Annotated in this window: 15 protein-coding genes and 1 other RNA gene; 9 read left to right on the top strand and 7 right to left on the bottom strand. The window is 66.9% G+C overall.

The window, feature by feature from the left end; translation table 11 throughout:
* Position 1 precedes the first annotated feature (1 nt).
* Together ssrS and PV762_RS22365 are read left to right on the top strand one after the other, a co-directional pair.
* Positions 2-180, top strand: a non-coding RNA gene (gene ssrS, locus PV762_RS22360) — 6S RNA.
* 134 nt (positions 181-314) lie between these two features.
* Positions 315-752 carry an EVE domain-containing protein gene (locus tag PV762_RS22365; protein ID WP_421037289.1) on the top strand — a complete coding sequence of 146 codons (438 nt, stop codon included), beginning with the start codon at positions 315-317 and terminating at the stop codon, positions 750-752.
* A 33-nt stretch (positions 753-785) separates the two neighbouring features.
* Here PV762_RS22365 and PV762_RS22370 read toward each other — a convergent pair whose 3' ends face one another.
* Together PV762_RS22370 and PV762_RS22375 are read right to left on the bottom strand one after the other, a co-directional pair.
* Positions 786-1805, bottom strand: coding sequence for a GGDEF domain-containing protein (locus PV762_RS22370; RefSeq protein WP_421037178.1), 1020 nt, complete (start codon positions 1803-1805; stop codon positions 786-788).
* A gap of 290 nt (positions 1806-2095) precedes the next feature.
* Entirely contained in the window at positions 2096-2266 is a 171-nt protein-coding gene (locus PV762_RS22375; protein ID WP_421037179.1) for a hypothetical protein, read from the bottom strand.
* Between PV762_RS22375 and rpsU the strand changes: the two genes are divergently transcribed.
* From rpsU to PV762_RS22400, 5 genes are all read left to right on the top strand, one after another.
* A complete protein-coding gene (gene rpsU / locus PV762_RS22380; RefSeq protein ID WP_012346814.1) occupies positions 2265-2477 on the top strand; it encodes a 30S ribosomal protein S21 in 213 nt (70 codons plus the stop codon). The two genes, PV762_RS22375 and rpsU, sit on opposite strands and share 2 nt — an antisense overlap.
* Before the next feature lie 175 nt (positions 2478-2652).
* Positions 2653-3099, top strand: coding sequence for a GatB/YqeY domain-containing protein (locus PV762_RS22385; protein WP_421037180.1), 447 nt, complete (start codon positions 2653-2655; stop codon positions 3097-3099).
* 37 nt (positions 3100-3136) lie between these two features.
* Positions 3137-3478 (top strand): TIGR01244 family sulfur transferase, encoded by a 342-nt coding sequence (locus tag PV762_RS22390; RefSeq protein ID WP_421037181.1) that lies wholly within the window; start codon positions 3137-3139, stop codon positions 3476-3478.
* Between the two features lie 278 nt (positions 3479-3756).
* Positions 3757-4365: a TRAP transporter small permease subunit gene (locus tag PV762_RS22395; RefSeq protein ID WP_421037182.1), complete on the top strand. Its 609-nt coding sequence runs from the start codon at positions 3757-3759 to the stop codon at positions 4363-4365.
* A complete protein-coding gene (locus PV762_RS22400) occupies positions 4365-5906 on the top strand; it encodes a TRAP transporter large permease (RefSeq protein ID WP_421037290.1) in 1542 nt (513 codons plus the stop codon). Before PV762_RS22395 ends, PV762_RS22400 begins: the two co-directional genes overlap by 1 nt.
* On the opposite strand, the gene PV762_RS22405 is transcribed toward PV762_RS22400, so the two are convergent.
* Positions 5903-6223 carry a hypothetical protein gene (locus PV762_RS22405; protein ID WP_421037183.1) on the bottom strand — a complete coding sequence of 107 codons (321 nt, stop codon included), beginning with the start codon at positions 6221-6223 and terminating at the stop codon, positions 5903-5905. The two genes, PV762_RS22400 and PV762_RS22405, sit on opposite strands and share 4 nt — an antisense overlap.
* 152 nt (positions 6224-6375) lie before the next feature.
* Between PV762_RS22405 and PV762_RS22410 the strand changes: the two genes are divergently transcribed.
* Entirely contained in the window at positions 6376-7422 is a 1047-nt protein-coding gene (locus PV762_RS22410) for a hypothetical protein (protein WP_421037184.1), read from the top strand.
* A gap of 49 nt (positions 7423-7471) precedes the next feature.
* Here PV762_RS22410 and sugE read toward each other — a convergent pair whose 3' ends face one another.
* Complete coding sequence (sugE, locus tag PV762_RS22415) at positions 7472-7792, bottom strand: quaternary ammonium compound efflux SMR transporter SugE (RefSeq protein WP_421037291.1); 321 nt, start codon at positions 7790-7792, stop codon at positions 7472-7474.
* 113 nt (positions 7793-7905) lie between these two features.
* On the opposite strand from sugE, the gene PV762_RS22420 reads away from it, so the two are divergent.
* A complete protein-coding gene (locus PV762_RS22420) occupies positions 7906-8865 on the top strand; it encodes a LysR family transcriptional regulator (protein WP_421037185.1) in 960 nt (319 codons plus the stop codon).
* On the opposite strand, the gene PV762_RS22425 is transcribed toward PV762_RS22420, so the two are convergent.
* The 3 genes from PV762_RS22425 to lolA are packed head-to-tail and all read right to left on the bottom strand — an operon-like array spanning position 8780 to position 11822.
* Positions 8780-9769 carry an amino acid ABC transporter substrate-binding protein gene (locus tag PV762_RS22425; RefSeq protein ID WP_421037186.1) on the bottom strand — a complete coding sequence of 330 codons (990 nt, stop codon included), beginning with the start codon at positions 9767-9769 and terminating at the stop codon, positions 8780-8782. The genes PV762_RS22420 and PV762_RS22425 overlap by 86 nt on opposite strands.
* 3 nt (positions 9770-9772) lie before the next feature.
* The gene (locus PV762_RS22430) at positions 9773-11167 is read right to left on the bottom strand and encodes a replication-associated recombination protein A (protein WP_421037187.1); all 1395 of its coding nucleotides are present in this window, start codon (positions 11165-11167) and stop codon (positions 9773-9775) included.
* Positions 11168-11201: 34 nt separating this feature from the next.
* Entirely contained in the window at positions 11202-11822 is a 621-nt protein-coding gene (gene lolA / locus PV762_RS22435; RefSeq protein ID WP_421037188.1) for an outer membrane lipoprotein chaperone LolA, read from the bottom strand.
* Positions 11823-11832 lie beyond the last annotated feature (10 nt).

The following is an 11832-nucleotide window of genomic DNA, read 5'->3' on the forward strand; positions in this document are numbered from 1 at the left end:
CTGTCCACTGCGTTCGCGTGAGTTTTATATTTCCTTGAACCGATGCTTTCGCGAGCAAGGGCTTGGAACATTGCAGAGCTGGTGTGAGCGTCTCGCGTCAGATGAACCCGAAGCCCTGCTGACCTCGCCCACCTGTACCCCTAGGGTTCAGGAATGCGGCTCACGGTTCGCCGTGGACACCTCTTCCCGAAACCGCGCCTGATCCACGTCACGCGCGGTTTTTTCATGGCCGATCATGGTCCGCCGTCTTCCGCCATCGTCCTGAGGATCCCGCCTTGAACACCGCAGCGAACGTGTCCCCGCAGTACTGGCTGATGAAGTCCGAACCGGACGAGGCCTCGATCGATCATCTGCAGGCCGCCGGCGAACTGCCGTGGACGGGCGTGCGCAACTACCAGGCCCGCAATTTCATGCGCGACCAGATGCGCGTCGGCGACGGCGTGCTGTTCTATCACTCGTCCTGCCCGGAGCCGGGCATTGCCGGTTTCGCCGAAGTCAGCAGCACGGCATATCCGGACGAGACCCAGTTCGATCCGGCCAGCCACTACTTCGATCCGAAGTCCAAGCGCGAAGAGCCGCGTTGGCAGCACGTCGATGTGCGCTTCGTGCGCAAGACGCGCCTGCTGAGCCTGGCAGAAATGAAGCGAGATCCGGCGCTCGCGGACATGCGAACGCTGCAGCCGGGCAACCGGCTGTCGATCACGCCCGTGACGCCGGCGGAGTGGCGTCATCTTCAGAAGGTGCTCGCCTGACCGGCGAGCGCGACGCGGCGTTCCGCAGCGGCCTCAGCCGCCCATCCCGAACGGGATCGACGCCAGCACGACCTGGTTGCCGCCGCGGCGCTGCGCTTCCTTGACCGCCATCTCGGCGGCGCCCAGCAGTTCTTCCTGGCGGGAAGCGGTGTGCGGGAAGCTCGCCACGCCCATCGACAGCGACAGGCCGATGTCCTGCCCGTGCAGCACGACGATCTGCGAGTGGCATTGGCGGCGCAGTTGCTCCATCCGCGCATGCGCGGTCGCCAGTCCGACGCCCGACAGCAGCACGGCGAAGAGGTCGTCGCCGATGCGGCAGGCCGCGTCCATCGCGCGGGTGTTGGCGCGCAGCATGCGCCCCAGGCCTTCCAGCAGCCGCTGACGGGCCTCCTCGCCCAGGCCGGCCTCCGGCGACACCGGATCCAGCGCGATCAGCACCAGCGTGAACTCGCGGTGCTCGCGGGTCGAGAGATCGATCTCCCGCAGCAGCTGATCGTCGAACTGCGCCCGCATGTAGAGGCCGGAGACCTCGTCGCGGCCGCTGCCCTGCTGCAGCTCGCGGCGCATCTGCTCCAGCGACTTCTGCTGCTGCTCGAGCTGCTGCAGCGCGCGCTGCAGGTGCGTCTCGCGATGGCGCGCCTCGGTCTTGTCGCTCCACAGCGCCATCACGTGTTCCGCGCCGAGCGGCACACGCATGACCATGAACTCGCGACGGCGGCCGCCGATCTCCAGGCGGTGTTCGGAACTCACCACGCCGCGCTGCGCCAGCGTGGCCTGTTCGGAACGGCGCATCGCCTGCACTTCGTCGCCGCGCATCAGCTCGGCGTCGGCGGCGCCGACGATGCCGGCCTCCACGCGACCGAAGAGTTCGCTCATGCCGGGGCTGGCGAAGACATAACGTCCGGTGGCCATCGACTTCACGGTCAGGCAGGCGCCGGTCGGCTCCAGCAGGCTGAGCAAGCCGGCCGCAACGGGCGTCTGGGGCGTTCCCGACGATTCCAGCCAGGCATCGAAACTGGCAGGCGCGGGTGTCGCGGCGGCTTGTAATTCCATGGGTCGGGCCGGGCCAGGGGGGCGGCCCCTCGCGGTCGAATGGTGGTGGATCGAATGTAGATGGGCGTCCGGCGCCGGGGCAAGTGCCGTCGGCAGCACAGAGGTGCCACTCCCCCTAAACTTGGGGTGCGGCATCCTAGCTTGCCCCGGCTCGGACGCAGAGCGATGCGCTTCGCGCAGAGAGGCGGGCTTGCGCTCCCACAGGGACAAGGCGTGAAAATGTCACATCCCCTTTCAAGGTGGGCGTGGGGCCTTCACAGGGGACAAGGGGATCGACATCAGGCGTCGTGTCACGCGCGACGCGCTTGCATCGCGGTGGATGGCGAACGGTCAAAAATAAGGCTAGAATCCGCGTTTTGCTGGCAAACCCTGCGCGTCGATTCGGAAGTGGAATCCGGATACTCCGCTTCGAAGGCAAGTCCTTCCTCGCGAACACCGAGCGCTATTTGAAGGAATTTCATGACCACCATTCGCGTCAAAGAAAACGAGCCGTTCGACGTGGCCCTGCGCCGCTTCAAGCGCACGATTGAAAAGCTGGGCCTGCTCACCGAGCTGCGCGCCCGCGAGTTCTACGAGAAGCCGACTGCCGAGCGCAAGCGCAAGAAGGCTGCGGCCGTCAAGCGTCACTACAAGCGCGTGCGCAGCATGCAGCTGCCCAAGAAGCTGTACTGATCGTCTGATCGGACCGCTTCGGCACCGGGGACCCGTCCACTGACGATCCCCACCGCCGGAACAGCACAGAAAGCCCGCGCAGGACGCTGCCGCGGGCTTTTCTGTTTCTGCGCGACATTACGACATCTCTCACCTCTCCCCCCTCTCCCTCGAGACCACGAATCAAGGAGCCCTCATGAGCCTGAAGGAACAGATCACCGAAGACATGAAGACGGCGATGCGCGCCAAGGACAGCGAACGTCTGGGCACGATCCGCCTGTTGCTGGCCGCGGTGAAGCAGAAGGAAGTGGACGAGCGCGTCGAGGTGGACGACGTGATGCTGGTGGGCATCGTCGACAAGCTGATCAAGCAGCGCAAGGACTCGATCAGCCAGTTCACGGCGGCCGGCCGCATGGATCTGGCCGACAAGGAAAGCGCCGAGCTGAAGGTGCTGGAGGTCTATCTGCCGCAGCGCCTGAGCGAGGCTGAGATCAAGGCCGAAGTCGCCGCCATCGTGGCCGAGCTGGGCGCCAAGGGTCCGGCCGACATGGGCAAGGTGATGGGCGCCGTGAAGGGCAAGCTGGCGGGCAAGGCGGACATGGGTCTGGTCTCGGCGGCGGTCAAGGCCGCGCTGGCGGGCTGAGGGCCCGCCTCGCCCCGTTCAACGACAGGAGTTAGCGATGGAACTGACCGTCCAACAATTGACGCCCGATTTCTGCGTCGCGCCACAACTCATGCCGGAAGCGATGGCCGCACTGGCGGAAGCCGGCTTCAAGTCGGTGATCAACAACCGGCCCGATTTCGAGCACGGCCCTGACCAGCCAACCAGCGAGCAAATCCGCGCCGCGGCCGAAGTTGCGGGACTGGTGTATCACCACTTGCCGGTGCAGGGCGGCTACCAGTCGCCGGAAGAGATCGCCGCGATGCGTGCGTTGCTCGACGAAGTGCCCAAGCCGGTGCTGGCGTTCTGCCGTTCGGGCGCGCGCTCCACGCGCCTCTTCGCTGCCGCCACCCAACTCTGATCTGACGACGAGCCGCTCGGTGCCTCAGATCGAGGCGACCGGGGGCCCTTTTCGGAGGTCAAGGAGGGAATTCGACTGCCGGGAGGCAGTCGAAGGAGGGACATGGAGAAAAGGGCCCCCGGTCGCCTCGATCAACGCGCCATTCCTCGCATGTCGGGGCTTTCCCGCAGCCCCTCCCGAATTCAGGTTCCCGACAGCCCCCGCTGGCTACAGTCCACGTCTACACACAAGAACCGAGCCCTCCCGTCGGGGTTCGAGATGGAGACCTGGACTCGTCGATGAAAGCCCTGCTTGCATTTGCCAAGGGCATCGACTGGCTGACGGACCGGTTCGGCACGCTTGCCGCCTGGGCTGTCCTGCTGTCGTGCTTTATCAGCGCCGCGAACGCGGTGATCCGCTACGGGCTGGACATCAGCTCCAACGCCTTCCTTGAGATCCAGTGGTACCTGTTTGCCGCCTGCGTGATGGGTGGCGCGGCGCAGGTCTTGCGGCTCAACGAGCACGTGCGCGTCGACATCCTCTACACGCGGTTGCGCGGCCACGGCAAGGTCTACGTCGATCTGTTCGGGCTCATCGTCTTCCTGATCCCCGTGATGGCGTATGCAGGCTGGCTGTCGTGGGACTTCTTCCTGGTGAAGCTCACCACCGGCATGCGCGCCGATGACACCGTCGCCGCGCTCGGTTACGGCGGTTATGCGTGGAAGCTGTTCACCAGCGGCGAGGTGTCGGGCAACGCTGGCGGCCTGATCCGCTGGCCGGCTGCGTTGACGCTGCCGGTGGGCTTCGCGCTGGTGTTCCTGCAGGGGATCTCGGAGGTGATCAAGCGCATCGGCTACCTCGCCCATCTTGTCGAGATGGACACCCACTACGAGAGGCCGCTGCAATGATCACGATGGAGCAGTTTCCCCCGCTGATGTTCGCGGGGCTGATCATCATCATGCTGATCGGCTTCCCTGTGGCGTTCTCGCTGGCCGCGCTGGGCCTGGCCTGCGGCTTCTTCGCGGTGAGCCAGGGCTGGTTCCCGCCCTCGTTCATGGCGGCGCTGCCGCAGAACGTCTTCGGCATCCTGTCGAACGACCTGCTGCTGGCGATCCCCTTCTTCACGCTGATGGGCGCGTTGCTGGAGAAATGCGGCCTTGCCGAGGACATGCTCGATTCGATGGGCCAGCTCTTCGGGCCGGTGCGCGGGGGGTTGGGCTACTCGGTGATCATCGTGGGCTTCATCCTCGGCGCGATCACCGGCACGGTGGCGGGTCAGGTGATCGCGATGGCGATGATCTCGCTGCCGGTCATGATGCGCTACGGCTACAACATGCGCTACGCCACCGGGGTGCTGGCGGCCTCGGGCACGATCACGCAACTGGTGCCGCCGTCGCTGGTGCTGGTGGTGCTGGCGGACCAGCTCGGCAAGCCTGTCGGCGACATGTACAAGGGGGCGTGGGGACCGTCGATCCTGCAGGTGCTGATCTTCGCCCTGTACACCTTCATGGTGTCGCGCATCCGGCCGGAGCACGTCCCCGGCGTGCCCAAGGAGGCACGTACCCTCGACGGCTGGGCGTTGTGGGCGAAGTGCCTGCGCGGGATCATCCCGTCGGCGATCCTGATCTTCGCGGTGCTGGGCTCGATGGGCGGCCTGCCCGGCATCGACACGGCGATCTGCACCCCGACCGAGGCCGGCGCGATGGGCGCCGTCGGCGCGTTCATCCTGGCGGCGTCGCATCGACGGCTGAACTGGCCGGTGGTCAAGGACGCCATGATCGGCACCATGCGCATCACCGCGATGGTGGTGTTCATCCTGATCGGGTCGCGGACCTTCTCGCTGGTGTTCCAGGGCGTCGAAGGCGGCAAGTGGATCGAGCACCTGCTCTCGAACCTGCCCGGCGGTCAGATCGGCTTCCTGATCGTCGTCAACCTGTTCATCTTCTTCCTGGCGTTCTTCCTCGACTTCTTCGAGATCGCCTTCATCATCCTGCCGCTCCTCGGCCCGGTCGCCGACAAGATGGGCATCGACCTGGTGTGGTTCGGCGTGATGCTCTGCGTGAACATGCAGACCAGCTTCATGCATCCGCCGTTCGGGTTCGCGCTGTTCTACCTGCGAGGGATCTCGGACACGCTCTTCAAGAACGGCGCGCTGCCTCGGAAAGTGCTGTCGAGCGACATCTACCTCGGCTCCATCCCCTGGGTGGTGATGCAGCTGATCCTCGTGGCCATCGTCATCTTCTTCCCGGTCACGGTGACCGCGTTCCTCGACAAGGCGGAAGCGGTCGACATGGACAAGGCGACGGAGATGCTCCAAGGCATCGACGCCGGTCAGGCGGAGCGGACCGATCCGAACGCAGATACGAACGCGCTGTTCGGGCTGCCGGCGGAGGCGGCGTCGGAGGCCGCCTCTTCGCCGGCCTCCGCGGCCTCTGAAGGAGTTCCTTAGCGCGTCGAAGGCGGCATGTTCGACGCCTCCTTGATGCGATCCCAGGCGTCCTTCACGGCGGGTTTCGCCCTCGCCCATTCCAACGAAGAACCCTGACGCTGGTTGCCCCAGTCGCGGTGCAGTTCGGCCTCGAAGTCCTCGAACTCGCGGTCGGGGTAACGGGCGAACGCATCGACGCCGTACGCATACGCGGGACCGAAGTCGTCGTGCGTGTCGCCTTGCTGGATGTAAGGCCGCTTGGCGTAGTTGTCGCGCCAGTAGGTGGCCTCCTGCTCGTGGTCGTAAGACTTGTCGCGGGGCTTGTCGAAGTCAGGCATGGCAATCTCCAGAATGTCTCGATGACCTTCGTCGGCAAGCGCCATGCCCTGCGCTCGCTACAGTCGTCGACATGCGCGCATGTCCTTCTCCCCTCCTCCGCCACCTCCCAGCCATCCGCCTTCACGCGTTGATCACGTTGACGTTGGCGGCGATGCTCAGCCCGCTGGCAGCGCACGCCGCCGCGTCCTGCGACAAGGGCACGTGGCGCGGCACGCTGGGCACCACGCCGGTATCGATGGAACTCAATTCCGCCGAGGGCGAGCGCCCCGCGGTCGGCCGCTACTACTACCGCAGTGCGCTCGGCGATCTCACGCTGGTCCGCGATGCCAAGAGCGGCGAGTGGCAGGAACTCGACGCCAAGGAGAAGCCGACCGGCCGGCTGACGCTCAGTTGCGACACCGACACGCTGAGCGGTGAATGGCGCTCCGTCGACGGCTCGAAGACGCTGCCGATCACCGCCGCGGCGATCAAGGAGCGCGACTACAACGCGAGCCGCAAGGCCGCGCTCAAGCCCACCTCTGCAAAGGTCGCCCAGATCGGAGGTCGCCGCTACGAGGCGCTGACTTTCCCCGTGCCTGGAGGCGGCACCGGAGGCGCAACACCTGACACCACGCAGGTCGGCGTCCGCCTGATAGGCACGACGCCAGCCATCTCGACACTGAACGCCACGTTGTGGGACAAGTCCACGGACGCGGTCCTCGATCATGTCGACTGCATGGCGCAAGGCCGGCGCGAGCGAGGCCCCGAAGCCGGCTACGAGTCCTCGCAGACGCAGAAGGTCGTCGCCTGGAACGCCGCCTTCGTCGTCATCGACACCTGGAACGAGGGCTACTGTGGCGGCGCGCACCCGTGGCACGGCAACAGCGTCACCACCTATCGCCTGGACACCGGGGCGGAGGCCGACGTCGCCTCATGGCTGAAGTCCGAGTGGCGCAAAAAGATTCCGAAGGACTCCCGGCTCGGCAAGCTGCTCGTGAAGGCCTATGCCGACAGCGGCGGCAACGGCGAGGAAGCCGAATGCCGCGATGAGGTCTCCTGGATGGGCAGCTCGATCCATCCGGAATCGAAGCAGCTCGTCTTCCATACGCAGGCCTCGTACGCGATGACGCCGTGCGCCGAAGACGTCGCGCTGCCGATCGACGCCGTCTGGCCCTATCTGACGCCGGCGGGCCAGCAGGCGCTCAAGACCTTCCGCTGAGTACTGGTCGCGCGGCCGCGCAAGCGCAGAGTCTCCATGGGCGGCTTGTTCACTGCGAGGAGAACATCTTCAAGCCGACAATGCCTGCGGCGATCAGGCCGATGCAGGCCAGTCGCGCCAGTGACGCCGACTCGCCCAGCAGCACGATGCCCGCGATCGCGGTGCCGACCGCGCCGATACCCGTCCAGACCGCATAGGCCGTACCCACCGGCAGCTGCTTCAGCGCCCAGCCCAGCAGCACGACGCTCGTGACCATCGCCGCCACGGTGCCCACCGTCGGCCACAGTCGGGTGAAGCCGTCCGTGTACTTCAGCCCGACGGCCCAGCCGATCTCGAACAACCCGGCCAGAAACAACACGCCCCACACCATCACCATCTCCTTGGAAATGTCCACGAAGAGCGGACAGGTGAGACTCTATGTTCGACAGACTGACAATTAAAGTAAAAATCCATCAGCGTCACTGACAGATCTAGGACCGCGCCATGGCGTTCGACCTCGACAACCTCCGCGTCTTCCTGGCCGCGATCGATCACGGCTCGTTCTCTGCCGCCGCTCGCGCGCTAGGGCGCGTGCCCTCGGCCGTCAGCATGACGGTCGCGAACCTCGAGGCCCAGCTCGACCTCGTCCTCTTCGATCGAGCGGGCCGGGAGCCCGTGCCTACCGTGCAGGCGCTCGCCCTGGTGCCACAGGCGCGGCGGCTGGCCGAGCAGCTCGGCCAGCTCAACCGCCACGCGCTGTCGATGACGCAGGGACTGGAGCCCTCGCTGACGATCACCGTGGTGCCTGAACTCGTCGCCGCGACGCCCTGGAGCGACGCGCTGACGGCGCTGTCCGCCGAGTTCCCGCTGCTGAACGTCGAAGTGCTGAGCGCACCGCAGGCGGATGCCCTCGCGATGCTGAAGTCGGGCCGCGCTCAGCTGGCCCTGGTCTTCGAACGCCACGGGCTCGACCCGTCGGAGCAGTTCCAGGAAGTGGCCCGGGAAACGCTGATCGCCGTCGCCGCCCCCTCGCACCCGATGCTCGCGCGCGAGCCGTCGGCGCTTCGTGACGAGCACCTCATCGCCGAGCGCCAGATCCTCGTCGCCGGCCGGGACGCCTGCGATGTCGACAAGCGCATCGCCGTCTCCCGCGTGCAGTGGCGCACCGACAGTCCGGTGGCAGCGCTGCGGATGGTGTCCGCGGGGCTCGGTTGGGCGTGGCTGCCCTCGGGCTTCGTGCGCGCCGCGCTGGCCTCGGGCGAACTGGTGCAGATCCCCGCGGGCAACTTCACGACGGCGCTGCAGCTCTACGTCGACGTGGTGTGGACGCAGACGCGTCCGCTGGGGCTGGCCGCACGACGTTTCGTGGACCTGCTGCTCAGCGGTAGCGCTCCGGATCCGGCGAGTCCGTCGGCTGCTCGACGACGCGCCGGAAAGCGGCGTTCATCGGCAGCTTCAGATTGATGCCCGACGGCGGCAGCGGCGACTCGAACCAACGCTTGTAGATCGCGTGGATCTCGCCGCTGCGGTACAGACCGATCAGCACGTCGTCGACCATCGTCTTGAACATGGGATCGTCGCGGTTGAGCCCGATCGCATAGGGCTCCACGGTCAGCGCGCGCTCCGAAATCACGTAGTCGTCCGCCGAGACCGCGGCGCCCTGCTGCGCCAGCAGCGCGCGGATGATGACGTCGTCCATCATGAACGCGTCGGCGCGGCCGCTGCGCAGCAGCTGGAAGGCATCCGGATCATCCAGCCCGGCGACGATGCGGATGTTCAGTCCCTGCTGCTCGTTGACCTTGGCCAGGTGCTGGATGCTGGTCGTGCCGATGGTGCTCACCACCGGCCGGCCGCGCAGGTCGAGCAGGCTCTGCACCCGCTCGCCGTGACGCGTCATCAGCTTGGTCTCGGCCACGAAGATGGTCACCGAAAACGTCTGGCTGCGCGCTCGCTCTGCGGTGTTCGTCGTGATGCCGCACTCCATGTCCAGCGTGCCGTTGCTGACCATCGGCATGCGGGTCGCGGAACCGACCGCGACGCGGCGCACTTCCAGGTCGGGCAGCTTGAGCTTCACGCGCAGCGAGGCGATCACGCGCTCGCAGAGGTCGACCGAATAACCCGTCGGCCGCAGCTGCGCATCGAGGTAGCTGAACGGCGCCGACGCCGGCCGGTAGCCGATGACGACGACGCCGGTCTCGCGGATGCGCGTGAGCGTCGGACCTTCGGGCGGCTGCGCAGGTCTCGATGCCGGGACCGATGGCGCGGCAAGCCTGGGCTTGGCGCTTGCGGCGTGCGCCAACGACGCGCCGGCCGTCGATGCCAGCGCCAGGAGCCACGCGGTCACGATGCCGACGATCCGCGTCTTCATCGATCAGGCCTCGCCGTCGTCGCCGATGCCCGCACCGCCGCCGGCGTCATCCTGTCCGAGCGCGCCGGCATCCAGCCGCCGCAATTCCTCGAGGCGTGCGCCGATCTTGATCTCCAGGCCGCGCGGCACGGGCTCGTAGAAACGCTGGTCCTCGAGGCCGTCCGGCAGGTACTGTTCGCCGGCCACGTAAGCGCCCGGGAAGTCATGCGCGTAGCGGTAGGCCTTGCCGTAGCCGAGCTCCTTCATGAGCCGCGTGGGCGCATTGCGCAGGTGCACCGGCACCGGTCGCGAGCTGTCCTGCTTGATCAGCGCGCGCACCTGGTTGTACGCGTTGTAGACCGCGTTCGACTTGGGCGCGATCGCCAGGTAGACCACCGCCTGCGCCAGCGTGAGCTCGCCCTCCGGCGAACCGAGTCGTTCGTAGGTCTCGGCCGCGTCCAGGCAGATGCGCAGCGCGCGAGGATCGGCGTTGCCGATGTCCTCGCTCGCCATGCGGATCAGCCGTCGCGTGATGTAGCGCGCGTCGACGCCGCCGTCGAGCATCCGCACCAGCCAGTACAGCGCGCCGTCCGGGTTGGAGCCGCGCACCGACTTGTGCAGCGCGGAGATGACGTCGTAGAACTGGTCGCCGCCCTTGTCGTAGCGCCGCAACTGCTCGCCGAGCGTGCGCTCCAGGAGCGCCTCGTCGATCTCCGTCGTGCCCGGCGGCGTCAGTTGCGCCACGGTCTCCAGCGTGTTCAGCAGACGCCGCGCGTCGCCGTCGGCATAACCGATCAACCGCAGCGTGGCGGCCTCGTTCACCGGCGGCGCGGCGAGCACCTCGCGCCCGCGGGCCAGCAGCTCGCGCATGTCCTGCTCGTCGAGCGACTTCAGCACATGCACGGTGGCCCGCGACAGCAGCGCCGAGTTCACCTCGAACGACGGATTCTCCGTCGTCGCCCCGATGAAACTGAACAGGCCCGACTCGACATGCGGGAGGAAGGCGTCCTGCTGCGCCTTGTTGAAGCGGTGCACCTCGTCCACGAACACGATGGTGCGCCGGCCCTGTGCCGCCGCGACCTGCGCGCGATCGACCGCCTCGCGAATGTCCTTGACGCCGCCCAGCACCGCGGAGATCGCGATGAACTGCGCGTCGAAATGCTGCGTCATCAAGCGCGCCAGCGTCGTCTTGCCGACGCCCGGCGGGCCCCACAGGATCATCGAGTGCGGCCGACCGCTTTCGAGCGCCACGCGCAGCGGCATGCCCTCGCCCAGCAGATGCCGCTGACCGACGACCTCATCGAGCTTGCGCGGCCGCAGCCGCTCGGGCAGCGGTGCGTGCGCACTCGGCGTGGCCGCCTGAGACCGGATGGCGGGAACGGGTTGGAATTCGTCCGGGAAGAGCGACGCGTTGCTCATCGATGCAGGCTCACCAGCGTTCAGCGTTCAAGCGTCAAGGCTGGCGGGCGATGTCGGTGCCCGGCGGCGGCGTGAAGCGGAAGCGGTCCGCCGACAGCTTGGCATTGGGCTCGATCGCGCTGAACTGCATCATCGATTGCTGGCCGAAGCCGTCCACGATCTCCAGCGCGCCCAGCTCTCGCCCCTTGAAGCCGAGCTTCATGCTCTGCAGACCGCTGTCGTTGCGCTTGGGCGTGGCCTGCACCCAGTCCAGGCCGTTGGCCGCCGGTAGCGCCTTCAGCGTGAAGTCCTTCGCCAGGTCGCCGCCCGCCAGCAGCGACACCGGTGTCGCGCCCAGCGCCTGGTCCATGTTGCGGACGCTGGCCTGCTGCAGGTCGGGATCGTAGATCCACACCTCCTTGCCGTCGGCCACGATCAGTTGCTCCGCCGGCTTGGCATAACTGAAGCGGAACTGGTTGGGACGCTGGAACTCGAAGGTGCCGGTCGTCGTCTTCTTGCGCTTGCCGTCGGGCGCGGTCACGGTCTGCGTGAAGGTCGCGCGGCCGCTCTTCACTTCGCTGACGAACTGCTGCAGCGCGCTCACGCCGTCGGCGTGGGCCAGGGTCGTGAAGCAGACGGCGATCGCCGCGATGCCTCGGGTCAAGGGTCGGAACATGGAAGGAGCC

The sequence above is a fragment of the Mitsuaria sp. CC2 genome (assembly GCF_048957715.1).
Taxonomy (GTDB): domain Bacteria; phylum Pseudomonadota; class Gammaproteobacteria; order Burkholderiales; family Burkholderiaceae_C; genus Roseateles.

Coding starts and splice junctions, on each gene's coding strand:
- PV762_RS22365 (WP_421037289.1), top strand. CDS start 315: ATGAAGTCCGAACCGGACGAGGCCTCGATCGATCATCTGCAGGCCGCC.
- PV762_RS22370 (WP_421037178.1), bottom strand. CDS start 1,805: ATGGAATTACAAGCCGCCGCGACACCCGCGCCTGCCAGTTTCGATGCC.
- rpsU (WP_012346814.1), top strand. CDS start 2,265: ATGACCACCATTCGCGTCAAAGAAAACGAGCCGTTCGACGTGGCCCTG.
- PV762_RS22375 (WP_421037179.1), bottom strand. CDS start 2,266: ATGAAATTCCTTCAAATAGCGCTCGGTGTTCGCGAGGAAGGACTTGCC.
- PV762_RS22385 (WP_421037180.1), top strand. CDS start 2,653: ATGAGCCTGAAGGAACAGATCACCGAAGACATGAAGACGGCGATGCGC.
- PV762_RS22390 (WP_421037181.1), top strand. CDS start 3,137: ATGGAACTGACCGTCCAACAATTGACGCCCGATTTCTGCGTCGCGCCA.
- PV762_RS22395 (WP_421037182.1), top strand. CDS start 3,757: ATGAAAGCCCTGCTTGCATTTGCCAAGGGCATCGACTGGCTGACGGAC.
- PV762_RS22405 (WP_421037183.1), bottom strand. CDS start 6,223: ATGCCTGACTTCGACAAGCCCCGCGACAAGTCTTACGACCACGAGCAG.
- PV762_RS22410 (WP_421037184.1), top strand. CDS start 6,376: ATGCTCAGCCCGCTGGCAGCGCACGCCGCCGCGTCCTGCGACAAGGGC.
- sugE (WP_421037291.1), bottom strand. CDS start 7,792: ATGGTGTGGGGCGTGTTGTTTCTGGCCGGGTTGTTCGAGATCGGCTGG.
- PV762_RS22420 (WP_421037185.1), top strand. CDS start 7,906: ATGGCGTTCGACCTCGACAACCTCCGCGTCTTCCTGGCCGCGATCGAT.
- PV762_RS22425 (WP_421037186.1), bottom strand. CDS start 9,769: ATGAAGACGCGGATCGTCGGCATCGTGACCGCGTGGCTCCTGGCGCTG.
- PV762_RS22430 (WP_421037187.1), bottom strand. CDS start 11,167: ATGAGCAACGCGTCGCTCTTCCCGGACGAATTCCAACCCGTTCCCGCC.
- lolA (WP_421037188.1), bottom strand. CDS start 11,822: ATGTTCCGACCCTTGACCCGAGGCATCGCGGCGATCGCCGTCTGCTTC.